Below are 23,836 nucleotides of genomic sequence, written 5' to 3' on the forward strand. Positions count from 1 at the left end.
TTTACTTTTCAAGTTTAAAAAAAGTCTCAAAGCATAAGAATGAATTTAAATTCCTAGACTTTGAGACTTTTATATATTTATTTGATTCTTAGAAACTAATGGCAGCTTCTAACATAAATCCGTTGAATTTACCACCGTCTAAACGACCTGTAGCACCTTCATAGTTTTGACTCACATACTCAGCTTTCATTAAGATATTTTTAGTCATAAACCAACCACCACCAGCTTGTACTCTTTCAATAGTGATGTCGTCAATTCCATCATATTCAGAGTTTACTGTATTGTAACGTCCGCCAACATAGAAGTTCTCATTCTTTCCAAATCGGTATAATAACTCACCCGACAGTTGATCGGCAACACCAGTTAATTCTTCTGGTAAAAATTCTCCTGCACTATCATAATTTGTTCCTCCTGAAGCTCTTTCAATTGTTCCAAAAAACTCAAAACCTTTATATCTAACAAATGGATTAAACATAACTGCCGTTACACTGTGTTTAAAGTTTGGAACAAAACGTCCTGATCTAAACCCAGATGAACCTGGAGCTTCCATAACGTGGTAGTATCTAGAACCTGCTCTGTCTGCAGAATATAAATACAAACTAGGTGTATATCCTGTAGTATAAATCGAACCAGTTAATCGTACTCTTAAATCTTTATTTAATTGTTTATCGTAACCCAATTTTCCTAAAAAAGCAGCACCTCCTGTAGTTCCGTTTGCTTTTTTCTCAACAGATTGATTCAATTTTCCGTTTGCAAAACCAGCCATCACTAAAAAGCCATTTCTTTGGTAGTAAAGTTCGGCACCAACTTCGGTTGTAAACGAATCCATTATTAAGTTTCCAACAAATGGATTAAATAAAGTTTGTGCATTATCACTTCTTCTAAAATGCGCATCACCATAGTTGTTTTCCATATGCCCTACTTTAAGGGTAGTATACTTCATGACATTTTCTAAAAGACCTTTACTAATAAAGTCTAATTTATCAATTTGAAAGTACCCACCTTTTACGTATGGTTCTGGGTGATGACGTGAAGATAAATACGTTCTTAAGTGCATTCTAACACCATCTGCAAGTGCCACATCTAAATCTAAGTTTGCTGTTGCTAAGTTAAAATTAGCACCTAATTCTGCTAATTCATTACCTGCGCCTCCATTATTTGAATGGCTTAATGATTGAAACTGTAAAGTAGAAGCACCACCTACTCTAACTTTCACTTTGTCAAATGTTGAAACCGTATCTTTTGGGGCTTCAAAAACGTTAATTCCAGATTTATCAGGTGATCTAAAATTATCGATATGTCGGTTGTTTTGAGCATAAAAACTAAGGCCAGATAAAACCGCCACAGTCAACATTACATTTTTAATAATTGATTTCATAATCATTCTTTTTTAATTGTTTGTAATTATACTTGTTGTTTGTTATTATTTAAATTTTGTTGTGAATTTAATAGTCAAATCGTCGCCAGTAGTAATGGTTCCAAATAATGCTTTTGGAGGATCTACTTTAAAGTCGGTCATTTTAATTTTCTGTTCACCCATCAAGGTTACAAGTCCATCTTTAATGGTTGTACTAAATGCCATGGCAATGCTTTTTTTACTACCTGCAATGGTTAAATCGCCCACAGCTTTCACGTTAAAAACACCATTTCCTTTAGCTTCAACAGTTTCAACTTTAGTTAATTGGAAAAGAATATTTTTATGTTTATCTGTTTTTAAAGCCTTATAAGTGTTTTTATCCATACCACCTTTGCCACTTTTTAAACTTTCGGCCTCGATTTGTATAGATAAAGCTTCAATTTTACCATTTTCGATATCACTAAACTTAATTGTTCCTGATTGCTTTTCAGCATTTTCCTCCCAATCGTGTAAATTGGATGTGCCATAAATTTTTAAAGACGAATCTTTATTTACTAATGTTAATTCCTGTGCTTGAGTTAAATTAACTGTGATAAATAAAAGAGCTACAAAAGTGAAAATGCTTTTAAATGATGTATTTTTAGTTTTCATTATTCTTTTTGTTTTTAATTATGTTACAAAGTTCAATGTATTATCAACAATACAATATGATTTTTATCATGTTGGATTATTGATAATACAAAAAAAGCCTACTTAATTTGTAATATGTTGATTTTAAGGGTTAAGAATTAGGGAATTGGATTAATTAATTTTTTAAGATTTTAATCACAAAAAAATTTTTAAAATTCAGATGTTACACACATAATGTATTAACGTTGTGTTAAACAAAAAGGATTATAAACCTAATAATCATAATGCTTCACAACGCATTGACTTACTAATAATTGGTTTACAAAGTGAGCAGATATATTCATTGATTTTCCTTCGTAAAATTCATATATTTACTAATATCATTTTTTTAACTATGAGCGAAATTTATACGGTAACAGTTAATAATGGAGAGTCTTTTGAAATATCACCCAACGCCATTTCTAAACTAGATTTGGTTAAAACTTCCAAAAAAAACTATCATATTCTGCAAAACAACACGGCTTTTCATGCTGAAGTTGCTCATTCCGATTTTCAAAATAAAACCTATCACATAAAAATAAATAACCAGAGTTACCGTGTTGAAATTAAAGATGACTTAGATGTACGCATTAAAAACATGGGCTTTACTTCCAAAACCACCCCTCAAATTGATACTATAAAAGCGCCCATGCCCGGCTTAATTCTTGAAATTAATGTGAAAATTGGCCAAGAAGTTAAAGAAGATACTCCCCTACTTATTTTAGAAGCCATGAAAATGGAAAACAGTATTGTTTCACCCAGAGCAGGCATTATAAAATCCATTTTAATTAAAAAAAGTGACGCTGTTGAAAAAGGTCAATTATTAATTGAATTTGAATAAATAGGTTTTCTAAATCTAATTAACTATTTAAGCGATCATTTCTTTAAAAAATATTTCAATGAATAAACTATTAGTCGCAAATCGAGGAGAAATTGCCATTAGAGTGATGAAAACCGCCAAAAAAATGGGCATAAAATCGGTTGCTGTTTTTTCGGAAGTCGATAGAAACGCACCACATGTTAAGTTTGCCGATCAGGCCATTTGTATTGGCGAAGCACCTTCTAGTCAGTCCTATTTAAGAGGCGATAAAATTATTGAAGTTGCAAAAAAACTTCAAGTCGATGCCATTCATCCTGGCTATGGTTTTTTAAGTGAAAATGCAGCTTTCGCTGAATTGTGCGAAACAAATCATATTATTTTTGTTGGTCCGAAATCAAAAGCCATAAAAATTATGGGCAGTAAATTAGCTGCCAAAGAAGCTGTTAAAGCCTATAACATCCCCATGGTCCCAGGCATTGGTGAAGCCATAACCGATGTGAATAAAGCCATAAATATTGCAAAAAAAATAGGCTTTCCAATTCTTATAAAAGCTTCGGCCGGCGGTGGTGGTAAAGGCATGCGTGTGGTTGAAAAGGAAAGCGAATTAGAATCGCAAATGCAACGCGCCATTAGTGAAGCTACTTCGGCTTTTGGAGATGGCTCTGTTTTTATTGAAAAATATGTAACATCTCCCCGACATATTGAAATTCAAATTATGGCCGATAATCATGGGCATATACTCCATTTTTTTGAACGTGAATGCAGCATACAACGCAGACATCAAAAAGTTATTGAAGAAGCGCCTTCTTCCGTTTTAACGCCTAGTTTACGAGAAAAAATGGGTGAAGCAGCCATAAAAGTGGCTAAATCTTGTGATTATGTCGGTGCCGGAACCGTTGAGTTTTTATTGGACAACCAACATAATTTCTATTTTTTAGAAATGAACACCAGATTACAGGTAGAACATCCTGTAACCGAATTAATTTCTGGAGTTGATTTGGTTGAACTTCAAATAAAAGTAGCCAGAAATGAACCGCTTCAAATACAACAAGAAGATTTAAAAATTCGAGGGCATGCTTTAGAATTACGTGTGTATGCTGAAGACCCTTTAAACGATTTCCTGCCTAGCGTAGGGCATTTGGAAACCTATAAAATCCCGACAGGAAAAGGCATTCGCGTAGATAATGGTTTTGAAGAAGGCATGGACATTCCTATTTATTATGATCCCATGCTTGCCAAATTAATTACCTACGGGGAAACACGCGAAGAAGCCATTCAACTTATGATTAAAGCCATTGATAATTATCAGGTTAAGGGCGTAGAAACCACATTGGCTTTTGGAAAATTTGTTTGCAAACATGAGGCTTTTAAATCTGGAAATTTCGACACCCAATTTGTTAAAAAGCATTTCAGTAAAGAATTACTACAAAACGCATTTAATGATGAAGCCCAATTAGCAGCTTTAATTGCTGTAAAACAATATCTTGAAGACCAAAAAGTATTAAGACTTCCTAATTCATAAGCATTAAAAACACAAATCCATGAGCTCGAAAATAAAAAAACTTGAAGAACTTAAGGCTTTGTCGCAATTGGGCGGCGGACAAACACGTATTGACAAGCAACATGAAAAGCAAAAATTAACCGCTAGAGAGCGCATTCAATATTTGTTAGATGAAACCTCATTTGAAGAAATCGGCGCTTTAGTTACCCACCGCACCACCGATTTTGGCATGCAAGACGAAATCTATTACGGCGATGGTGTAGTTACAGGATACGGCACTATTGATGGCAGACTTGTGTATGTTTACGCCCAAGATTTCACCGTTTTTGGAGGCGCATTATCGGAAACTCATGCCGAAAAAATTTGTAAAATCATGGACATGGCCATAAAAATAGGCGCGCCTATTATTGGACTTAACGATTCTGGTGGCGCTAGAATTCAAGAAGGCGTACGCTCGCTTGGTGGCTATGCCGATATATTTTACCGAAATGTGCAAGCTTCGGGCGTGATTCCGCAAATATCGGCCATTATGGGACCTTGCGCTGGTGGTGCGGTGTATTCGCCAGCAATAACCGATTTTACCCTAATGGTAGAAAACTCGAGCTACATGTTTGTTACAGGGCCTTCAGTGGTTAAAACCGTAACGAATGAAACTGTAAGCAGCGAAGATTTAGGAGGCGCGAATACCCACGCATCCAAATCGGGGGTAGCTCATAAAACATCTATTAACGACGTAGAATGTTTGGAAGACATAAAAAAACTACTAAGTTATCTGCCTCAAAACAACACAGAGACTACAAAAAAAACAGATTGCGAATTGCATGATGAAGTTCGTGATGTGTTATCGGACATCGTTCCAGAAAACCCCAATAAACCCTACGACATGCATGCGGTTATTAAGGGGATTATTGATACCGATTCGTTTTACGAAATTCATAAAGATTACGCCGAAAGTATTATTGTTGGTTTTGCTCGATTGGGCGGAAGAAGCATTGGTATTGTCGCCAATCAGCCCATGTCCTTTGCAGGTGTTTTAGGGGTGAAAAGCTCTAGAAAAGCAGCACGATTCACCCGCTTTTGCGATTGTTTTAATATCCCTTTATTAGTTTTAGTCGATGTTCCTGGTTTCTTACCTGGAACCGATCAAGAGTGGAATGCCATAATTACGCACGGCGCCAAATTATTATATGCTTTTAGTGAAGCCACAGTACCTAGAATAACCGTAATTACCAGAAAAGCCTATGGCGGTGCTTACGATGTGATGAATTCTAAACATATTGGAGCCGATTTAAATTTCGCTTGGCCTGGTGCCGAAATTGCCGTTATGGGCGCCAAAGGAGCAAGTGAAATTATTTTCAAAAAAGAACTATTGAAAGCTGAAAATCCTTCGGAGAAACTTGCTGAAAAAGAAAAAGAATACGCCGAAAAGTTTGCAAATCCGTATGAAGCTGCAAAACGTGGTTTTATAGATGAAGTCATTCTTCCAAAAAACACCCGAAGAAAACTAATAAAGGCTTTCGCTATGCTAGAAAACAAAGAAGTAAATACGCCTAAACGCAAACACGGGAATATACCATTGTAAAAAGACTACCCTTTAAACTTGACAACCTGCGCGTTAAACATAAAACCATCTTGCCAACGCTCAAAACGGCTATCAAAATGTTCGCCGAAAACTAAATATTGACAACGTTCTATACTTTCGGGAGTACGGGTTACTTCAGCAAAATTTTGGTTTCCAAATAAAAATTCGGCATCTTCAACAATACACATTTGAAGCTTGTTTAAGTTAATACCATTTAAATAAAAAATCTTATTTAAACGTTTTGGTGTCGCAATAACAACATCAACCCCATCATAAATTTCATCTCGTTGGTGATCTATATTTTTCTCATCATAAGCACAATATACCCGTAAATCGGTACCACGTGAAAAGGCGTTAAATTCGAGTTCTAAGTCTAAAGCAGCTTGTTTGTCTTTTACAAAAATTAACGCTCTTGGCGCGTCTTCAAAAGCTTTTCCATTTAATTTCTGAATCACACTAAGCACTATACTCGTTGTTTTCCCCGAACCTTTTGGAGCCATAACAAACATGCTTGCGCCGCCTTTAATTTTAGATAATATTAGTTTTTGAAGCGGTAAGGGTTCATTAAAACCTTTGCTTTCTAACGAATTTCTTAAAGGTTCAATGAGTTTTTTAAATGACATAAAGCTTATTATTTATAGAAATGCAAAGATAGGATTATTAACGGCTAAGAAAAACTTATACACATTTCTATGGGGATTCATAAGGTTTTCCTTATGTTAGGAATCAAACTTAAAATATTCAAATTAAAATTCTTTAAATGTATTGTCTATTGAAATTATCGTAGTATAAATTCCTCTTAATTGAAATTGAAAAAGTTGATTAAAAGTTAAAATTCACGTTCATAAATTGAATCATACCATTTAATTTGTAAATTTGATATTATGGGTTTAAGCATAGAAAATAAAAAAATTGAATTAATACAATGGTTGTCAACATTGAATGACCAATCATTAATTGATAAATTAATGATATTAAAAGAAAAGGAAAGAACCGATTGGTGGAATGAAATTTCTGAAAGCGAAAAAAATTCTATTGAAAAAGGAATTCAAGATGCTGATGACGGAAAATTAACTTCTCACTCTACCGTGAAGACCATATATGAAAAGTGGTTATAAAATCCTTTGGACAGACCACGCTATTTCTGAATTAAAAGAGACTATTGAGTTTCTTGAAAAAATTTGGACCGAAAAAGAACTACGAAAATTTGCCGCTAAATTAAATCACACTATTGATTTGATATCTAAAATGCCCGAAATTTTTCCTGAATCCATCGAGAAAAAAAATATTAGAAAAGCTGTTGTTGAAAAGCACAACAATTTATATTACCGTGTTAATAAAAATTCAGTCGAGATTATCTCATTATTTTCAAACAGAAAAAATCCGAAAAAGAAAAAGATATAAAGCCACTACACAAGGTTAATATCTCTAATAAACATACAAAACAATTCAGAAAATAAACAAAGTAAAAAGGCACCCAAAAATGAGTGCCTTAAAACGCTATTAATCTTCCTTTTTCAAAAGAAATTAAAATTCTAAATCTGCTACGATATCAAATTCATCGTAAATGGCTTTATCTTTTAAATCATCAAAGAAACTAGCCGAACCGTAACGGATATCATATTTTGTTCTATCAATTTTTAATGATGCTGTTGCTTTATTTCCGTAAATAGAAATGGTAAAATCAATAGCATGTGTTTTACCTTTAATGGTTAAATCACCTGTAACATGGTAAGCATTTTTACCTGATGCTTTTACTTTTTTAAAGACTAGAGTTGAGGTTGGAAATTTTTCAACACCAAAAAAATCATCCGATTTTAAGTGCCCATCTAGTTTTCCTTTGTATTCTCCTTCTAAATCTGTGCTCGATAAAGTCGTCATATCCATAACAAACTCACCACCTACTAATTTATCTTTGTCAAACTCTAAAGTTCCCGATTTAATAGCAATCGTACCTTCGTGAGAACCTGTTACTTTATAGCCTTTCCAAACCACTTTGCTAGCCTCGGTTTTAACTGCTTTTTTTTCTCCACCAATAGTTGTAAATGATGATGCAAAAACAGTAACTAAAGCGATTACTGCTAATTTTTTAATTGTGTTTTTCATGTTTAATTATTTTACTTGTTTTTAATTTGATTTATGATCCGTAATAAAAGCGTTCTTTAATAATTTTTCCGTCTTTCCATTCTTGAACTGCCACTTGATTGTAGTTTTTAACGCCCCAATCTTTATGGGTATAATCATAATGCCACTCGACCATGGTGATGTTTTCGCCTACCGTTACTTTTAATGGTTTGGCACAACGAAACTCGGTAATCGATTCAAAAAAAGCTTCTTCGCGTTTTCTATTTAGACATTTTCCAATGCATTCTGGATTGTCATTTTCTTGAATAATCACATCATCGTGATAAAACATTTCAAAGGCTTCTAAGGATTTACCTTGAAGAATAAGGTCGTTTACTTCACTTATTTTTTCGATTAATTCGTGCATCACAGTTAATGAATTATGATGGTACAAATTTCGGCAAGAAGACTGAACTATAAAATGAAGTAGATTATTAAATGATGTTAATCTAGATTAACATTTACTGTTCTAGAATAAGCTGACTTTTAATTTTACTTAGAAATTCTTTAGTAATTCCAAGGTATGAAGCAATCATGTACTGCGGAATACGTTGCTCTATTAATGGATATTGATTTCTAAAAAACAGATATCTATCTTTTGCTGAAAGACTAAAATTTCGAATAATTCGTTTTTGTGAAGCGACTAAGGCACGTTCTACGATAAGTCTGAATAAACGTTCTAATTTAGGAATTTCGGCATATAAATCCTCAATATCATCATGAGAAAACATGATTAATTCGGTGTTTTCTAGACATTGCACATTAAGATCGGCTGGGGTTTGGGTGATAAAACTACCAATATCGGAAGTCCACCAATTTTCAACCGAAAACATAATGATGTGCTCCTGCCCTTCTTCGTCTACAAAATAGGTTTTAGTACACCCCGAAATTACAAAACATTCATATTTACAAACATCGCCTTGCTGAATAACAAACTGCCCCTTTAAATATTTTCTATAACTTACTTTTGAAGTTAAAAAAGCTTCTTCTTTTTCGGTTAATTCTACAAAATTTCGAATGTAATCTAAAAGTGGCTGTATTTTCATTTGAAGGTTTTAATTGATATCAAATTTAACAATAATATCATTGGATTAAAATATAGTTAAGAGGTTTAAAGCCTGATTTAATTGAATTACTTTTGAAGCATGCAAAAAAACGAACATTTTAAGTTTGAATTTGTAGCCTTAATGGCTTCATTAATGTCTATAGTTGCCTTATCTATAGATGCGTTACTGCCTGCGTTGCCAGAAATAAGTCAGCATTTTGCCATTCAAGACACCTCTAAAAATCAATTATTAATTACCATGATTTTCCTTGGTATTGGTTTCGGACAACTCCTTTTCGGACCTTTATCGGATAGCTTCGGAAGAAAACCCATTGTTTTTGTTGGCTTTTTAGTTTTTATTATAGCAAGTATTGTTTGCGTTACTACCGATAATTTTGAAATTATGATTATTGGTCGGATTTTTCAAGGCGTAGGTTTATCCTCGCCTAGAAGTTTATCACTTTCCATGATTCGCGATTCCTTTGAAGGCGATTATATGGCGAAAATAGTATCGATAGTGGTCATGTTTTTTATTCTCGTTCCTGTAGTAGCACCAACATTGGGGCAGTTATTAATGTATGCCTTTAGTTGGGAAGCCATTTTTTATTTCAACCTTATTTTTGGGGTTTTAATAATGATTTGGTTTTGGATTAGGCAACCTGAAACTTTACCTAAAGAACAGCGTATAAAATTCTCGACAAACCTTTTTATTAATGGAACTAAAGAATTTTTTAAACAAAAAGAAGCGGTAGCGTTTACAGTAGTTTCAGGCTTTATTACAGGCTCGTTTATGGTGTATTTAAGTACAGCTCAACAAATATTTCAGGAGCAATACCATCTCGCTGAAATGTTCCCCTATATTTTTGCGAGTTTAGCCATTTCTATTGGTCTGGCCACTTTTTTTAACAGCCGTTTGGTTGTAAAATTTGGCATGTGGCGCATTGCACATGTTGCCACGGCAGCCTATGCTATTGTTTCGGTGCTTTATGTGATTTTATTTTGGTCTGGAAACAACCCAAGCATTTATGTTTTACTAAGCTTTTTTGCTTTGCAGTTTTTTGCCGTTGGTTTCCTTTTTGGAAATTTAAGAGCCATCGCCATGCAACCGCTTGGTCATATTGCTGGTATCGGTGCTGCAATTAATGGTTTTGCGTCTACCGTTATGGCGGTACCCATTGCGAATTACATTGGCGGATTTGTAAAACATTCCGTGTTACCCCTTTTCATAGGATTCTCAATTTTTGGCGTATTATCATTAATTATTTTTATGATTATGAAACGTAAAAAACAATTAATTCTAGCCAAATCAGCGGCTTAAATAACGGCTTTTTAAAACGCTTATATGATGCTTTTCATGACCTAAAATGATGAATGCAGCTGCGCGTGCAGACATGTCATGATCGCTTACCGTGCCTATCTGTTTTAAATCTGAATCTGATAAACTTTTTATAAAAACGATTGAATTCTGGCGTACAGCTTCATATTCTTCAATTAAAGCTTCAATAGATTTTAAGCTGGCTTTTGAAGGTGCTATATAATCATCTTGATGGTAACCCGGCAACGGTGTTTTATCCTGTCTTGAAAGGCGTAAACATCTGTAAATAAACACCCGTTCGTTATCAATAATATGCTGAAACACCTCTTTAATCGTCCATTTTCCTGGTTGGTAAGCATAATCTAATTTAGTATTAGGAATGCTTTTGAAAAAAGCCAAAACAGCTTCTTTTCCTTTTGAAAAACCTTCTAATAAAGTAAAATCTGTGGGTGCTTCAACAATATAGGTTTTGTAATACGGGTGGTATTCAGTTGATTTTAATTCGGTTACTTTCATAAACATTAAATTTTAGCTTGGTAGGTGTATAAATCAAAATATCTTCCGTTATTGGCAATCAGTTCGTCGTGAGTCCCACGTTCTATAATGTTTCCAGCTTCAATTACTAAAATCTGGTCTGCTTTTCTAATGGTACTCAATCGGTGTGCAATTACAATCGTGGTTCTATCTTTAACCAATTCATTTAAACTTTTCTGAATTAAAGCTTCACTTTCTGTATCTAAATTTGAAGTGGCTTCATCTAAAATAATAATTTTCGGATTGGCTAAAATAGCGCGAGCAATAGCTAATCGCTGTCTCTGACCTCCCGATAGCTTCACGCCTCTTTCGCCGATTAATGTTTCTAAACCATCATCAAAACGGTCGGTAAATTCGTTAACATAGGCGGCTTTTACAGCGTTTTGTAATTCGTCTTCGGTAGCATTTGGCCTTGGAAATAGGATGTTTTCTCTAATGCTGCCTTCAAATAAAAATTCGTCTTGTAAAACCACGCCCAAATACTTTCGGTAGCTCTGTAATTTTACTTTGGATAAGTCTTCATCATCAATAAAAACACGTCCGGATTTTGGAGTTAAAAAGGTTGCCGATAAGCCTGCAATAGTCGATTTTCCTGAACCCGAACTCCCAACCAAAGCCGTTACAGAGCCCGCTGGTGCTTTAAAACTGATGTTATGAAGCACTTCTTTATCTTCTTCATATGAAAAAGACACATCTTCAAAAACAATATCGCCTTTCAAATTGTTAAGTTGAATGGTTCTGTTTACGTTGTCTTCTTCCGCAGTCATATTCATCAGCTCTTCGGTTCTATCCAAACCTGCTAAAGCTTCGGTTAACTGACTTCCAATATTACTCATTTGTACAATGGGCGCAATCATAAAACCAAGTACCAAAGTGAAAAATAGAAAATCACCCATAGTCATTTCATCTTGCATCATATAATACCCTCCAATGCCCATAATACCTGTGGTAGCCACACCTATTAAAAAAGTTGATGAGCTGGTCATTATAGAGGTTGCGGTTAAACTTTTCTTCACATTTTGAAATAATTTATCAACCCCTTTTTCAAAAATTTGATTCTCTTGTTCTTCAGCATTAAAAGCTTTAATCACACGAACGCCTGCTAAAGTTTCGGTTAAACGGCCTTTTACTTCAGCATTTATTTTTCCGCGTACTCTAAAAATCGGACGAATATATTTAAAGGCGCGCAAAGCGATATAGCCAAAAATAGACAGTGGCACGAACACAAAAAGTGTCATCCATGCGTTTAGTTTTATCAAGATAATTAACGATACAATGGCCGTAAATGTTCCGCCAACCAATTGCACTAAACCAGTGCCAATTAAATTTCGAACCCCTTCAACATCACTCATAATACGCGATACCAAACCGCCTGTTTTATTGTTATCAAAAAAACTAATGGGCAACGAGAGTACTTTTTTCTGAACTTTAGCACGTAATTCGCTAATTAAATACTGCGCCTGAACGCTTAAAATTTGAGTTAACGCATAAGAAGTAAGCGCCTGCACCAAAATAGCCACCAAAACAATGGCTATTAAAGTATACAGTTGCGAAGGATCTTTACTTGGCACCACATCATCTAAAAGCACTTTACTTTGCCATGGTAAAATAAGCCCAGCCAAACTTCGAATAACAATTAAAACTAAACCTATAAAAACCAAATTTCGCCTAGGCCAAATAATGGTTTTAAAAGCTTGTGCCATGGTGACTTTAGGCGTTTTTTTATTGGTTTTTGAAGGTGTTTCTTGAAAATGTTTCATAACTATTTTTGAGTATAGCAAGGTATGTTTTTTTATTGAAAATTTATTTCATCTTCTAAATTTCAGTTACACAAAAGATTAGTGTTTCCTAGATGAAGAAACAGCCTACTACCACAATTAGAAACTACCGAATGATAACAAGAACTGACAAAAAAATAATATAAAATTAGTTTTAAAAATAGCTTAATTCACTACTTTTAAAGTCTAAAAAATTAATTAAAACAATCATGAAAATAATTGGAATTGGTAAAAACTACGTAAACGACAAAAGTGAAATTGCAGCGCTTAAAACGGGACATCAACTTATTTTTTTAAAGGCTGAAAGTACTTTAGTTGAAAACAATGCGGATATTGTTTTTCCAAAAATTACTGAGCAACTTATTTATGAAGTTGAGTTGGTTGCTAAAATAGGCAAACAAGGTAAAGATATTTCGGAAGCCGATGCGGCCTCTTACATTAGCGAAATTGGTATAGGTATCGATTATACGGCTAAAGATGTGCTTGGCGCAAGCAGAGAAAACAAAGGCCCTTGGGCTTTAGCAAAAGGATTTGATGGTGCTTCGCCTGTAGCTGGTTTTAAACCGGTTTCTAATTTTTCTGATTTGAATGATATTAACTTCAACCTAGTCATTAATGGTGAAGAAAAACAAGCAGGAAACACTACGGATATGATTTATAATTTTGTTGAAATTATTTCTTTCGTTTCTAAATATATGACTTTAGAGCCTGGCGATTTAATTTTCACAGGAACACCTGCTTCTGGCGCTGGACAAAACTTTAAAGGCGACCACTTGCAAGCTTCAATTGAAGGTGAATTATTATTAGATTTTAAACTTATATAATCCCTTTTATCTGTTGTGTGTTTTGAAAAGTCAGTTCGAGTGATTTTCGATAGAAAATTGTATCGAGAACAGCCTTTTCAAAACACACAACCGTTTTTCTCCTATAAAAGTTCAACTAAAACCTTATGAAAAACTCTATTGCAGAACGCGTTTTCGATTTTTTAGTAAAATACCCGCCTTTTAACCTTTTAAATACTCCGGATTTATTTGAAATCTCAAAAGAAGTCTCCATTATTTATTTAGAAAAAGGCGATACATTATTTGAAAAAGGCGATCCTGCAAAACCGCATTTTTATATGGTTAGAAATGGTGGTGTGAAATTAATTCATACCACAAAAGAGCAGACTCAAGAAATCATCAATATTAGCGATGCTGGTGATGTTTTTGGTGTTAGGCCACTAATTGCGAATGAAAACTACAAACTTTCGGCTACAGCCAACGAAGAATCTATAGTTTATGCCATTCCTATTAAAACTTTTACGGCAGTAACCCACAACAATGCTAGCGTTTACAAGTTTTTAATTACGGCCTTTGCAACCAATGCCTACGACCCGTACACTGCCGAAGAAAGCGGTAAAATATTTGTAGATTATTTACCTAATAGTTCGCATGATATTGTAAATTTTCAAACCGCCAATTACACTAAAAACCCTGTAACTTGTCATTTAGACTCGTCTCTAAAAGAGGCTGCCATAAAAATGAGTCTTCATAAAATTGGCTGTATTATTGTTATTGACGATGCTGAAAATCCGGTTGGTATCATTACCAATTCAGATATTAAAAACAAAATTGCCACAGGCCGTTTTCCTATTGAAACTCAGGTGACAAATATTATGAATACGCCTGTAATCACGAGTAAAAAGAATTTAACGGTGGCCGATGGGCAACTTATTATGCTGAAACATCACATTGGACATTTATGCATTACCAAAGATGGCACGGCAAACTCTAAACTTATTGGCGTACTTACACATCATGATGTTTTAGCGACTTTAGGCAACAATCCAACAGTTATTTTAAAAGAAATTACACGCGCCAATCGTACTAAAAAACTACGCGCAGCACGATTAAAAGCCAACAGCTTACTTAAAAATTATTTAGAACAAAACATTCCTGTGGGACATATTGTGAAATTAATTTCACAAATTAACGATGCCGTTACAGTGCGCGCTATTGAAATTGCCTTAAAAAAAATGCCTACCCATCCCCCTGTAAAATTTTCATGGATTGCTTTGGGAAGTCAAGGCAGGAAAGAACAATTACTATTTACAGACCAGGATAACGCGATTATTTTTGAAAATGTTTCTGAAGAAAAATACGAAGAAACTCAAACTTACTTCCTAGAACTAGCAAAACTAGTTACTAAATCTTTGAATAAAATTGGTTTTGAATATTGCGAAGCCGATATGATGGCAAGCAACCCCAAATGGTGTTTATCCATCACACAGTGGAAAAACCAATTTAACGATTGGATTTTGCATCCTGATGAAAAGGCTGTTTTATTATCTTCCATATTTTTCGATTTTAATCACATTTATGGCAACCCTGAATTTGCAAGCGATTTAACCGATTCTATTTTTGAAACTTTAGATCAAACTTCGTTATTTTTTAAATATTTAGGTCGCGATGCGGTGAAGAGTCCGTCGCCATTAGGTTTTTTCAATCAATTTGCTGTTGAAAAAAACAGTGATCAAAAAGACCTTTTCAACATTAAAAGCCGAACCATTATGCCTTTGGTTGATGCGGCACGATTGCTTACCTTAAAAAACAAAATAAAAGGCATTAATAATACCTCCGAGCGTTTTGAAGAATTGGCAAACTTAGATCCTAATAATAAAGAACTGTATCAATCTTGTTCTTATGCCTTCAAAGCATTAACAAAATTTAAAACCAAGCAAGGCATCCTTCATAATAATTCTGGAAAATACATCGAATTAAAAACCTTAACTAAAGAGGAACAATTAAAATTAAGACGCTGTTTAAAACCTGTTCATGCCATTCAGGAAGTATTAAAATTACGTTTCGATTTAAAAAACTTCATGTAATATGAAATTCAATTGGTTTTCAAAAAAAAAGCAAGATTACCCACAGTTTTGGCTAGATTATCTGGAACATTTTAAAACAAAAAGTAAAAGTAATATTAACGACACCAGATTTATTGCTTTTGATACCGAAACAACAGGTTTTAGCATTAAAGAAGACCGCGTTTTATCCATTGGCGCTGTCTCCTTTACCAATAAAGTTATCGATGTTAACAAAACCCTAGAACTTTACCTTCAGCAAGATGTTTTTAAAGCCGAATCTGTAAAAATTCACGGCATATTAAAAAGCAGTACCATTGATAAAATAAATGAATTAGAAGCTCTTAAAACCTTTCTGGCTTACATTAAAAACGATGTTTTAATTGCCCATCATGCTAATTTTGATCGGGGTATGATTAACGAAATGCTTCAAAGGCACGGCTTAGGAAAATTAAAAAATGAATTTATAGACACGGGCGTCCTTTACAAAAAATCCATTCATGTTATTTATAGAGAAGAACAGCCCGCATACACTTTAGATTATTTGTGTAACGAGCTGAATGTTCCTATGGTAGATAGGCACACCGCCACTGGCGATGCGCTTATTACGGCTTTGGTGTTTTTAAAAATATTAGCCCGTTTAGACAAAAAAAAGCATCTAAATTGGGGCTATTTACTGCCTAAATAATTTATAAGGCATTATCTATAATATCTTGTACCACTTCTGGATTTAACAAGGTACTTGTGTCCCCTAAATTACTAACATCTTTACAAGCAATTTTTCGTAAAATACGACGCATAATTTTTCCCGAACGGGTTTTAGGTAAACCAGAAGTAAACTGTATTTTATCTAGCTTAGCAATTGGGCCAATGTGCTCGGTAATCATTTGATTAATTTCTTTACGCACATTATTCTGGTCGCGACTTTCGCCTGTATCTTTTAAAATCACATAGCCATAAAGTGCATTGCCTTTAATATCATGGGGGAAACCTACAACAGCAGATTCTGAAACTGCAGGGTGCTCGTTAATGGCATCTTCAATTGGAGCGGTTCCTAAATTATGACCAGATACAATAATAACATCGTCTACACGTCCTGTAATTCGGTAATACCCTACCTCATCACGTAAAGCGCCATCACCAGTGAAATATTTGTTTTCGAAAGCAGAAAAATAAGTCTCTTTATAACGGGTATGGTTGCCCCAAATAGTGCGTGCCATACTTGGCCAAGGAAACTTAATACACAAACGTCCATCAACTTGATTGCCTTTTAGCTCCTCGCCGTTTTCATCCATAAGTGCTGGCTGAATCCCTATAAACGGTAATGTTGCATAAGTTGGTTTGGTTGGGGTAACGAATGGAATTGGCGAAATCATGATTCCGCCTGTTTCGGTTTGCCACCAGGTATCTACAATCGGACTATTCTTTTTACCAACATTATCATTATACCAATGCCAAGCTTCCTCATTAATTGGCTCGCCAACAGATCCTAAAACTTTCAATGACGATAAATCGTGTTTTTCAACCAAATCAACCCCTTCTTTTGCTAAAGCACGAATGGCAGTTGGCGCGGTATAAAATTGTGTGATTTTATGCTTATCGATAATCTCCCAAAAACGACCGAAATCAGGATAACTAGGAACACCTTCAAACATTACAGAAGTCGCACCATTTGCTAGCGGACCATAAACAATGTAACTGTGTCCTGTAATCCAACCAATGTCGGCAGTACACCAATAAATATCATTTTCTCTGTATTGAAACACATTTTTAAACGTGTAAGCTGTATAAACCATATAACCGCCTGTGGTATGTACCATACCTTTAGGTTTTCCGGTAGAACCTGATGTGTATAAAATAAACAACGGATCTTCAGCATTCATAATTTCAGCTTTACATACGTCTGATGCTTCATCTAGAAGCGGTTGCAACCATTCGTCTCTTCCTTCTTTCATTGAAATATCGGAATGAATACGTTTTGCCACTAAAACAGAATTTACTCCCGGACAATCTTCCAAAGCATCATCTACAATGCCTTTTAAATCGATGGTTTTAGCTCCACGGTAGGATCCATCGCTTGTAATTACCATTTTACAATCGCTATCGTTAATTCGGGTTGATAATGCTGTAGAAGAAAATCCTGCAAAAACCACCGAATGAATTGCGCCAATTCTAGCACAGGCCAATACCGAAATTGCTAATTCAGGAATCATGGGTAAATAAATACAAACGCGATCGCCTTTTTTAATGCCTTTAGCTTTCAAAACATTGGCGAATTTATTTACACGTGCGTATAATTGTTTGTATGTAATATGCTCTGCAGGTTCATCGGGGCTATTGGGTTCAAAAAGAATGGCGGTTTTATCGCCTCTAGTCGATAAGTGCCTGTCTATACAATTTTCGGTAATATTAAGTTGTGCGCCTTCAAACCATTTAATTTCTGGTTTGCTAAAATCCCAACTTAAAACCTTATCCCACTTTTTACGCCACATAAAATGCTCTTCGGCAACTTCTTCCCAGAAATTTTCAGGTTCTCTAATGGATTTACGATAAACTTGGTAGTATTCTTCTAAATGTTTGATATGATAATTACTCATAATGTCTTTTTAATTTTTATGTGAAAACATAAATTTTAGTTTCTTAAAGTTTGGTGTTCCTAAATTATCAATTTCCTGCGAACTTTCTAAGTTTTTTCTACGGAATACACGTTTCTGTAGCTTAACCTTTGTAATTAAACTATAAAAGACTAATCGCAGCTTCTCTAACTTAGTTTTGTTAAGCAGTAAAATTATTATTGAAAATCCGGTGAATTTTGAAGTGAAGTGAATGCCTTAACCTGAAAAGGGAAAGGCATTCATTTTACTAAATGTTATTATAAAGTTTAGTTTAGTTGGTGGTGCTTTTGTTTAATACGAGTGGTTAATTCGGCAAAAAACACCATGTATTTTCGATTATAACATCAAAAAATGACATAATTTCTGCTAATATAGTATTTAGAATGTTAAAACCAATTATTTTTTTCAATAATGCTATTTTCTGTTGAAAAAAAATTGAGATATGTTTGGATGCTGAAAGGTTTTATGGAAGTGGTACGGCGGTTTCGACAAGCTCAACCTGACAACTAGATAACTTCAAAATTTATAACTCCTATTTATATTTTGTTTTAAAAGAACTTCTGCTTCACTTCTTGACTATTAAAATTAATGTATTTAGAGTGTTACGTACAACTATCGAGAATTGATGGGTTTTCACAGATATAAATACAACACCATTTAAATATTGCCTTTTCCCCTACTTTGAAGCACTAATATCTTTATTTTAAGCACTAAAAAAGCCTCTCGATTACACGAGAGGCTTTAGATTATGTATGAATAAGATTCCTGTTTACACAGGAATTAGCAATTATGCTTTCCCGTCCATTTTATCTTTAAGCGCTTGTAAAGCGTCGTTAGCATCACCTAAAGTTGGTTTTGCTTCGGCAGCAGCACTAGCAGCTTTCTTAACAGCAGCTTTTACGTTTGCAACTTCTTCAGCTTTAAAAATGGCTGTATGAGACGCTACTACACGTTTAAACTCTTTGTTAAATTCGATAATTTTGAATTCAGCAGATTCACCTTTCTTAAGTTTGCTTCCATCTTCTTTCTCTAAGTGACGTGCTGGTACAAATGCAACGATATCTTCGTTAAATTCGATAGTAGCACCTTTGTCAACGATTTCAGAAATTTCAGCAGTATGAACTGTTCCTAAAGCGAACTCAGTTTCATACTTATCCCAAGGGTTAACTGTTGTTTGTTTGTGACCTAAAGATAATTTACGTCCTTCAACATCTAATTCTAATACCACAACATCTAATTTATCGCCTACAGCGCAGAATTCAGATGGGTGCTTAATTTTCTTAGTCCAAGATAAATCAGAGATGTAAATTAATCCGTCGATACCTTCTTCTAATTCAACAAAAACACCAAAGTTTGTAAAGTTACGTACAATACCAGTGTGTTTAGAACCTACAGGATATTTTCCAGTAATATCAGTCCATGGATCAGCAGTTAATTGCTTAATACCAAGAGACATTTTACGATCTTCTCTATCTAAAGTTAAGATTACTGCTTCAACTTCATCACCTACAGAAACGAAATCTTGAGCAGAACGTAAATGTGTAGACCAAGACATTTCAGAAACGTGAATTAATCCTTCAACACCATCAGCAACCTCGATAAATGCACCGTAATCAGCGATTACAACTACTTTACCTTTTACTTTATCTCCTACTTTTACAGTATCAGCTAAAGCTTCCCATGGGTGTTTAGATAATTGTTTAAGACCTAATTGGATTCTTGATTTGTTTTCATCAAAATCAAGGATTACAACATTTAATTTTTGATCTAACTCAACAATCTCATTTGGATGGTTGATTCTAGACCAAGATAAATCTGTAATATGAACTAATCCGTCAACTCCACCAAGATCGATGAATACACCGTAAGAAGTAATGTTTTTAACAACACCTTCTAATACTTGACCTTTTTCTAATTGACCAATAATTTCTTTCTTTTGTTCTTCAATATCAGCCTCGATAAGTGCTTTATGAGAAACAACAACGTTTTTAAATTCGTGGTTGATTTTAACAACTTTGAATTCCATTGTTTTATTTACGTACTGGTCGTAATCTCTAATTGGTTTCACGTCAATTTGAGAACCTGGTAAGAATGCTTCAATTCCGAAAACATCTACAATCATACCACCTTTAGTTCTGCATTTAACAAAACCATTAACGATTTCACCTGATTCATGAGCCGCGTTAACACGATCCCATGCTTTAATTACACGTGCTTTTCTGTGAGATAATACTAATTGACCTGTTGCGTCTTCACGAACATCAATTAATACTTCTACTTTATCACCAACTGCTAAGTTAGGATTGTAACGAAATTCGTTTAAAGAAATAACACCTTCAGACTTTGCGTTGATGTCGATAATAGCATCACGATCTGTAATATGTACTACAGTTCCTTCTACAACTTCGTCATCTAAAGTGTCAACGAAATTTTCAGCTACTAATTTTTCAAATTCTTTTAATTGTAAATCATCAACTTCATCAATACCTTCTTGGTAGTTGTGCCAGTTGAATTCTTTTAAGAATTTTTCAGGGTTTGCTTTAGCTTCAGATACTTGTGGAGCTTCTACAGTTTTTGCTTCAGTTGCCTCAACTTCAGCTTGTTTTGCGTTTTCCGCCATTTTAATGTGTGATAATGTAATTTTATGATTTACAACAAATTACATTATGTTTTGTATTCTGTATGTTTTGGAAGATTTAAGCGAATAACACACAGAAGTGTTATATAAATTTTAGTTTCATTCCTTTTATCTTTCCACCGATTCGCTAAAAGGAGTGCAAAAATACATAATATTGAGCTAAATACCTAGAAATGAGAAAATAAATTATAGTTGAACTGAAATGGTTTGAAAACAACCAAAATACCTCATAATTTCTCGTTTAAATTGTATCCTTTATATCTGATTATTTTCTTACCTTGTTGTACTTGAAAACAAATTTTTAACTTATTACAATAATTAATTAATCATGACAACAAAAGAAAAATACCAACCCGTACTAGATTTAGGTGAATCGTTACACATTAAAAATGGAGACGTAGTTGAAGACGCAGGCGTTTTAAAAGTTAAAGGTGAAGCTGCAACGCAATATGAAAAAAACTTATTATGGGATAAAATAAAAGCCATTGGTGGTGAAAACCCAGCAGATATTAAAGCTAATATTACGGTTGCAGACACTAGCGTTTATCACAGGCATGTGGTTAAAAGCGGTGAAACTTTAGGGAAAATTGCTGTGCAGTATTATGGGAAAGCTTCAAAATACCAAGACATCTTTAAAGCAAACTCTGATATTTTAAAAAATCCAGATTTAATTCATCCTGGTCAGGAATTAATTATTCCTAATTTGTAACATCACAAATTTACAAGCTATATAAAACGAATCTTTAAATGTTTAAAGGTTCGTTTTTTTTTGTTGTAACACGAAGATTCTCAGAGAACGTACAGAGTTACACAAAGTATTATCCATCTGCGAGACTCGGTGAAAGCTCTGTGATACTCTACGTAACAACAGATTACAATTTAGCCTCCACTAAGGCAAGTAACTTCTCAAATTGCTCATCTCTTGATAAATTTGAATTATCAAATTCAATAGCATCTTCAGCCATTACCAAAGGGGAATCTTCTCGTGTAGTATCTAAGTGATCGCGTTCTTGAACATTTTTAAGAACAGCTTCAAAAGTTACTTGATCACCTTTATCAACAAGTTCATTATAACGTCTTTCCGCTCTAGTTTCTGCGGAAGCAGTCATAAATATTTTAAGTTCGGCATTCGGAAAAACGACGGTTCCTATATCGCGACCGTCCATAACTACCGCTTTATTTTTTCCTAATTTTTGCTGCTGTTCTACTAATTTTTTACGCACTTCGGAAACCGATGCCACCGTACTTACAAAAGCAGAAACTTCTAAGGTTCTTATGTCTTTTTCAATATTTTCATCATTTAAATAAACTTCAGCAAAACCTAAAGCTTCATTAAATTTAAAAGTAATTTCGATATTTGGAAGTTGAGAAATTAATTCTTCAACATTAAAATTTTCTTTATCAATCAAACCATTTTGCATCGCATAAAATGCAACAGCACGATACATAGCGCCCGTATCAACATAAACATAACCCAAATGTTTGGCTAATTGTTTTGCGACTGTACTTTTTCCTGTTGACGAAAACCCGTCTATGGCAATGGTGATTTTTTTCATTAAAATGTGTTGTGAGGTTTAAAAGTTATGAAGTTATAGAGTTATATGGTTATAGAGTTTCTAAGTTTCTAAGTTTCTAAGTTTCTAAGTTTCTAAGTTTCTAAGTTTCTAAGTTTCTAAGTTTCTAAGTTTCTAAGTTTCTAAGTTTCTAAGTTTCTAAGTTTCTAAGTGAAAGTTCTAAAAACTAAATTGTATTCAAGGATTTTTTGATAAAACTTATTCATAACTTATAACTTTAAGTACTTTTCTATTGTAAATCTATTTGCAAACCAAAAAAGTTTGAATTTGCGGCGCTTGTATATTTAGCATAGGTATAACTAAAGCGCATTTTATTCATTTTAATGGAAAGCCCTGCGGAAAGTCCTGAAAAATTACGTTGATCTACTATTCGCAATTCCTCTCCCCTTCTAAAGTTATAACCCAAACGAATGTTGAAGCCGCTATCTGGAAATAATTCAACTCCTACGATGGTATGACGAATCACCTGCCCTAAAAACCCAACCTTTTCGGAAGTTTCATTACCTTCTAAATCGCTTGTTGTTCTTGCTGGATTAGGCGAAGAAATTGGCCATTTTTGCAAATTTTCTAATGTAACATGCCAACGAATGGGAACATTTTCTAGTTTTTGAGAAACCCCTAATGCCATTTCGAAAGGCAAACGCTCGTAAACATCGGCGTAGGTTGTTATTTGTGTTCCTAGGTTTCTAATTACGAATGCGGCATTTAAATCCATGTCTTCATTAATATAGATAAGTCCCATGTCGACTGCCACTCCAAAAGAATTATACTGTTCTAATTTTGAAGAAATCAACTTAGCATTCGTTCCGAAATAAAAATCGGAGCGCCCCAATTGAAGCGCATAACCTAAAGATAAAGCGGTTTCGTTTCCTGAAAAGGTTCCTGTAGAATTTCCATCTTCATCATAACCATCAAAAGTACCGTAATTAATATAAGTTACACCTGCATGAAAAGTTTGTGTTCGTCTATCGAAAGTATATGCATAAGCAGCAGTACCGTAACTAATTCCGCCTAAATAACTGGTGTAATTTACTGCTAATTGATTATCCATTTCAACATTAATAGTTGCTGGATTAAAAAATGGCTGTGTAACATCGTAATCGACATTTGTTAGCACTTTACCCCCTAATGCCGCCTGACGTGGTGAAGACACCAAGTTTAGGAATTGGTACGTAGATTCGCCTCCAACTTGAGCTGTTGCAGAAACACCAATGAGCAAACAAAAAAACGGGATAATTTTTTTTAGCATATTTAGGATACAAAGGAAATAAAAAATTTCTTCAAAATCTTAATATAATTCAGTTGAATTGACTTGTAAATACATTCAAATTAAATTTTTTATTTAAAACCCTGCTTTCGCAAGAATGACAACCGTAAAATAAACCCATTTAAAGTTATTGTTTAGGAAGTCAGTCTTAAAACGACAGCATGTATCATTT

General features: G+C 34.2%; 22 protein-coding genes. 10 read left to right on the forward strand and 12 right to left on the reverse strand.

The genetic code is table 11. The features are described 5' to 3' along the window. Nucleotides 1-88 precede the first annotated feature (88 nt). Nucleotides 89-1,378: a hypothetical protein gene (locus H6X70_RS10790; protein ID WP_194767700.1), complete on the reverse strand. Its 1,290-nt coding sequence runs from the start codon at nucleotides 1,376-1,378 to the stop codon at nucleotides 89-91. 45 nt (nucleotides 1,379-1,423) lie between these two features. After that, complete coding sequence (locus tag H6X70_RS10795; RefSeq protein ID WP_194767701.1) at nucleotides 1,424-2,008, reverse strand: YceI family protein; 585 nt, start codon at nucleotides 2,006-2,008, stop codon at nucleotides 1,424-1,426. A gap of 373 nt (nucleotides 2,009-2,381) precedes the next feature. On the opposite strand from H6X70_RS10795, the gene H6X70_RS10800 reads away from it, so the two are divergent. The 3 genes from H6X70_RS10800 to H6X70_RS10810 are packed head-to-tail and all read left to right on the forward strand — an operon-like array spanning nucleotide 2,382 to nucleotide 5,929. Continuing rightward, the gene (locus H6X70_RS10800; protein WP_194767702.1) at nucleotides 2,382-2,867 is read left to right on the forward strand and encodes an acetyl-CoA carboxylase biotin carboxyl carrier protein subunit; all 486 of its coding nucleotides are present in this window, start codon (nucleotides 2,382-2,384) and stop codon (nucleotides 2,865-2,867) included. A gap of 58 nt (nucleotides 2,868-2,925) precedes the next feature. Continuing rightward, complete coding sequence (locus tag H6X70_RS10805) at nucleotides 2,926-4,368, forward strand: acetyl/propionyl/methylcrotonyl-CoA carboxylase subunit alpha (protein ID WP_194767703.1); 1,443 nt, start codon at nucleotides 2,926-2,928, stop codon at nucleotides 4,366-4,368. A gap of 19 nt (nucleotides 4,369-4,387) precedes the next feature. Then, nucleotides 4,388-5,929, forward strand: a complete 1,542-nt coding sequence (locus tag H6X70_RS10810) for an acyl-CoA carboxylase subunit beta (protein WP_194767704.1) — start codon at nucleotides 4,388-4,390, stop codon at nucleotides 5,927-5,929. A 5-nt stretch (nucleotides 5,930-5,934) separates the two neighbouring features. Here H6X70_RS10810 and H6X70_RS10815 read toward each other — a convergent pair whose 3' ends face one another. Next, on the reverse strand, nucleotides 5,935-6,552 hold the full coding sequence (locus tag H6X70_RS10815) for a DEAD/DEAH box helicase (protein WP_194767705.1): 618 nt from the start codon (nucleotides 6,550-6,552) through the stop codon (nucleotides 5,935-5,937). A 261-nt stretch (nucleotides 6,553-6,813) separates the two neighbouring features. Between H6X70_RS10815 and H6X70_RS10820 the strand changes: the two genes are divergently transcribed. Together H6X70_RS10820 and H6X70_RS10825 are read left to right on the forward strand one after the other, a co-directional pair. Further along, complete coding sequence (locus tag H6X70_RS10820) at nucleotides 6,814-7,047, forward strand: hypothetical protein (protein WP_194767706.1); 234 nt, start codon at nucleotides 6,814-6,816, stop codon at nucleotides 7,045-7,047. Then, nucleotides 7,031-7,333: a type II toxin-antitoxin system RelE/ParE family toxin gene (locus H6X70_RS10825; protein WP_194767707.1), complete on the forward strand. Its 303-nt coding sequence runs from the start codon at nucleotides 7,031-7,033 to the stop codon at nucleotides 7,331-7,333. Before H6X70_RS10820 ends, H6X70_RS10825 begins: the two co-directional genes overlap by 17 nt. A 123-nt stretch (nucleotides 7,334-7,456) precedes the next feature. Here the strand turns inward: H6X70_RS10825 and H6X70_RS10830 are convergent, their stop codons facing one another. The 3 genes from H6X70_RS10830 to H6X70_RS10840 form a co-directional block, all read right to left on the reverse strand. Beyond that, complete coding sequence (locus tag H6X70_RS10830) at nucleotides 7,457-8,035, reverse strand: YceI family protein (protein WP_194767708.1); 579 nt, start codon at nucleotides 8,033-8,035, stop codon at nucleotides 7,457-7,459. Nucleotides 8,036-8,066: 31 nt separating this feature from the next. After that, nucleotides 8,067-8,420, reverse strand: coding sequence for a SnoaL-like domain-containing protein (locus tag H6X70_RS10835; RefSeq protein ID WP_228530336.1), 354 nt, complete (start codon nucleotides 8,418-8,420; stop codon nucleotides 8,067-8,069). A gap of 94 nt (nucleotides 8,421-8,514) precedes the next feature. Next, nucleotides 8,515-9,099, reverse strand: a complete 585-nt coding sequence (locus tag H6X70_RS10840) for a Crp/Fnr family transcriptional regulator (protein WP_194767709.1) — start codon at nucleotides 9,097-9,099, stop codon at nucleotides 8,515-8,517. Nucleotides 9,100-9,198: 99 nt separating this feature from the next. Between H6X70_RS10840 and H6X70_RS10845 the strand changes: the two genes are divergently transcribed. Beyond that, nucleotides 9,199-10,416 carry a multidrug effflux MFS transporter gene (locus tag H6X70_RS10845; RefSeq protein ID WP_194767710.1) on the forward strand — a complete coding sequence of 406 codons (1,218 nt, stop codon included), beginning with the start codon at nucleotides 9,199-9,201 and terminating at the stop codon, nucleotides 10,414-10,416. Here the strand turns inward: H6X70_RS10845 and H6X70_RS10850 are convergent. Continuing rightward, nucleotides 10,405-10,929 carry a DinB family protein gene (locus H6X70_RS10850; protein WP_194767711.1) on the reverse strand — a complete coding sequence of 175 codons (525 nt, stop codon included), beginning with the start codon at nucleotides 10,927-10,929 and terminating at the stop codon, nucleotides 10,405-10,407. The two genes, H6X70_RS10845 and H6X70_RS10850, sit on opposite strands and share 12 nt — an antisense overlap. A gap of 5 nt (nucleotides 10,930-10,934) precedes the next feature. After that, nucleotides 10,935-12,707 carry an ABC transporter ATP-binding protein gene (locus H6X70_RS10855; RefSeq protein WP_194767712.1) on the reverse strand — a complete coding sequence of 591 codons (1,773 nt, stop codon included), beginning with the start codon at nucleotides 12,705-12,707 and terminating at the stop codon, nucleotides 10,935-10,937. A 227-nt stretch (nucleotides 12,708-12,934) separates the two neighbouring features. Here H6X70_RS10855 and H6X70_RS10860 point away from each other — a divergent pair, with 227 nt between their 5' ends. The 3 genes from H6X70_RS10860 to H6X70_RS10870 all read left to right on the forward strand — a co-directional run bounded on the left by H6X70_RS10860 (nucleotide 12,935) and on the right by H6X70_RS10870 (nucleotide 16,258). Next, on the forward strand, nucleotides 12,935-13,549 hold the full coding sequence (locus H6X70_RS10860; RefSeq protein WP_194767713.1) for a fumarylacetoacetate hydrolase family protein: 615 nt from the start codon (nucleotides 12,935-12,937) through the stop codon (nucleotides 13,547-13,549). 125 nt (nucleotides 13,550-13,674) lie between these two features. After that, nucleotides 13,675-15,594 (forward strand): DUF294 nucleotidyltransferase-like domain-containing protein, encoded by a 1,920-nt coding sequence (locus H6X70_RS10865; protein WP_194767714.1) that lies wholly within the window; start codon nucleotides 13,675-13,677, stop codon nucleotides 15,592-15,594. Between the two features lies 1 nt (nucleotide 15,595). Further along, the gene (locus H6X70_RS10870) at nucleotides 15,596-16,258 is read left to right on the forward strand and encodes a PolC-type DNA polymerase III (RefSeq protein WP_194767715.1); all 663 of its coding nucleotides are present in this window, start codon (nucleotides 15,596-15,598) and stop codon (nucleotides 16,256-16,258) included. Between the two features lies 1 nt (nucleotide 16,259). Here H6X70_RS10870 and acs read toward each other — a convergent pair whose 3' ends face one another. Both acs and rpsA read right to left on the reverse strand, forming a co-directional pair. Further along, nucleotides 16,260-18,167, reverse strand: coding sequence for an acetate--CoA ligase (gene acs, locus H6X70_RS10875; RefSeq protein WP_194767716.1), 1,908 nt, complete (start codon nucleotides 18,165-18,167; stop codon nucleotides 16,260-16,262). An 805-nt stretch (nucleotides 18,168-18,972) separates the two neighbouring features. Beyond that, entirely contained in the window at nucleotides 18,973-20,805 is a 1,833-nt protein-coding gene (gene rpsA, locus H6X70_RS10880; protein WP_194767717.1) for a 30S ribosomal protein S1, read from the reverse strand. Between the two features lie 346 nt (nucleotides 20,806-21,151). Here rpsA and H6X70_RS10885 point away from each other — a divergent pair, with 346 nt between their 5' ends. Further along, nucleotides 21,152-21,532: a LysM peptidoglycan-binding domain-containing protein gene (locus H6X70_RS10885; RefSeq protein WP_194767718.1), complete on the forward strand. Its 381-nt coding sequence runs from the start codon at nucleotides 21,152-21,154 to the stop codon at nucleotides 21,530-21,532. 163 nt (nucleotides 21,533-21,695) lie between these two features. Here the strand turns inward: H6X70_RS10885 and cmk are convergent, their stop codons facing one another. Together cmk and porQ are read right to left on the reverse strand one after the other, a co-directional pair. Continuing rightward, nucleotides 21,696-22,379, reverse strand: a complete 684-nt coding sequence (gene cmk, locus H6X70_RS10890) for a (d)CMP kinase (protein WP_194767719.1) — start codon at nucleotides 22,377-22,379, stop codon at nucleotides 21,696-21,698. A 247-nt stretch (nucleotides 22,380-22,626) separates the two neighbouring features. Beyond that, complete coding sequence (porQ, locus tag H6X70_RS10895) at nucleotides 22,627-23,646, reverse strand: type IX secretion system protein PorQ (protein WP_194767720.1); 1,020 nt, start codon at nucleotides 23,644-23,646, stop codon at nucleotides 22,627-22,629. Nucleotides 23,647-23,836 lie beyond the last annotated feature (190 nt).

This window comes from Tamlana sp. I1, from assembly GCF_015355625.1.
Classification (GTDB): domain Bacteria; phylum Bacteroidota; class Bacteroidia; order Flavobacteriales; family Flavobacteriaceae; genus Pseudotamlana.

What these genes read in the sequence shown, in the direction of transcription:
- rpsA (WP_194767717.1), bottom strand. Translation starts at nt 20,805, where the DNA reads ATGGCGGAAAACGCAAAACAAGCTGAAGTTGAGGCAACTGAAGCAAAA.
- H6X70_RS10870 (WP_194767715.1), top strand. Translation starts at nt 15,596, where the DNA reads ATGAAATTCAATTGGTTTTCAAAAAAAAAGCAAGATTACCCACAGTTT.
- acs (WP_194767716.1), bottom strand. Translation starts at nt 18,167, where the DNA reads ATGAGTAATTATCATATCAAACATTTAGAAGAATACTACCAAGTTTAT.
- H6X70_RS10885 (WP_194767718.1), top strand. Translation starts at nt 21,152, where the DNA reads ATGACAACAAAAGAAAAATACCAACCCGTACTAGATTTAGGTGAATCG.
- porQ (WP_194767720.1), bottom strand. Translation starts at nt 23,646, where the DNA reads ATGCTAAAAAAAATTATCCCGTTTTTTTGTTTGCTCATTGGTGTTTCT.
- H6X70_RS10855 (WP_194767712.1), bottom strand. Translation starts at nt 12,707, where the DNA reads ATGAAACATTTTCAAGAAACACCTTCAAAAACCAATAAAAAAACGCCT.
- H6X70_RS10835 (WP_228530336.1), bottom strand. Translation starts at nt 8,420, where the DNA reads ATGCACGAATTAATCGAAAAAATAAGTGAAGTAAACGACCTTATTCTT.
- H6X70_RS10820 (WP_194767706.1), top strand. Translation starts at nt 6,814, where the DNA reads ATGGGTTTAAGCATAGAAAATAAAAAAATTGAATTAATACAATGGTTG.
- H6X70_RS10850 (WP_194767711.1), bottom strand. Translation starts at nt 10,929, where the DNA reads ATGAAAGTAACCGAATTAAAATCAACTGAATACCACCCGTATTACAAA.
- H6X70_RS10805 (WP_194767703.1), top strand. Translation starts at nt 2,926, where the DNA reads ATGAATAAACTATTAGTCGCAAATCGAGGAGAAATTGCCATTAGAGTG.
- H6X70_RS10830 (WP_194767708.1), bottom strand. Translation starts at nt 8,035, where the DNA reads ATGAAAAACACAATTAAAAAATTAGCAGTAATCGCTTTAGTTACTGTT.
- H6X70_RS10790 (WP_194767700.1), bottom strand. Translation starts at nt 1,378, where the DNA reads ATGAAATCAATTATTAAAAATGTAATGTTGACTGTGGCGGTTTTATCT.
- H6X70_RS10840 (WP_194767709.1), bottom strand. Translation starts at nt 9,099, where the DNA reads ATGAAAATACAGCCACTTTTAGATTACATTCGAAATTTTGTAGAATTA.
- cmk (WP_194767719.1), bottom strand. Translation starts at nt 22,379, where the DNA reads ATGAAAAAAATCACCATTGCCATAGACGGGTTTTCGTCAACAGGAAAA.
- H6X70_RS10865 (WP_194767714.1), top strand. Translation starts at nt 13,675, where the DNA reads ATGAAAAACTCTATTGCAGAACGCGTTTTCGATTTTTTAGTAAAATAC.
- H6X70_RS10825 (WP_194767707.1), top strand. Translation starts at nt 7,031, where the DNA reads ATGAAAAGTGGTTATAAAATCCTTTGGACAGACCACGCTATTTCTGAA.
- H6X70_RS10845 (WP_194767710.1), top strand. Translation starts at nt 9,199, where the DNA reads ATGCAAAAAAACGAACATTTTAAGTTTGAATTTGTAGCCTTAATGGCT.
- H6X70_RS10810 (WP_194767704.1), top strand. Translation starts at nt 4,388, where the DNA reads ATGAGCTCGAAAATAAAAAAACTTGAAGAACTTAAGGCTTTGTCGCAA.
- H6X70_RS10795 (WP_194767701.1), bottom strand. Translation starts at nt 2,008, where the DNA reads ATGAAAACTAAAAATACATCATTTAAAAGCATTTTCACTTTTGTAGCT.
- H6X70_RS10815 (WP_194767705.1), bottom strand. Translation starts at nt 6,552, where the DNA reads ATGTCATTTAAAAAACTCATTGAACCTTTAAGAAATTCGTTAGAAAGC.
- H6X70_RS10860 (WP_194767713.1), top strand. Translation starts at nt 12,935, where the DNA reads ATGAAAATAATTGGAATTGGTAAAAACTACGTAAACGACAAAAGTGAA.
- H6X70_RS10800 (WP_194767702.1), top strand. Translation starts at nt 2,382, where the DNA reads ATGAGCGAAATTTATACGGTAACAGTTAATAATGGAGAGTCTTTTGAA.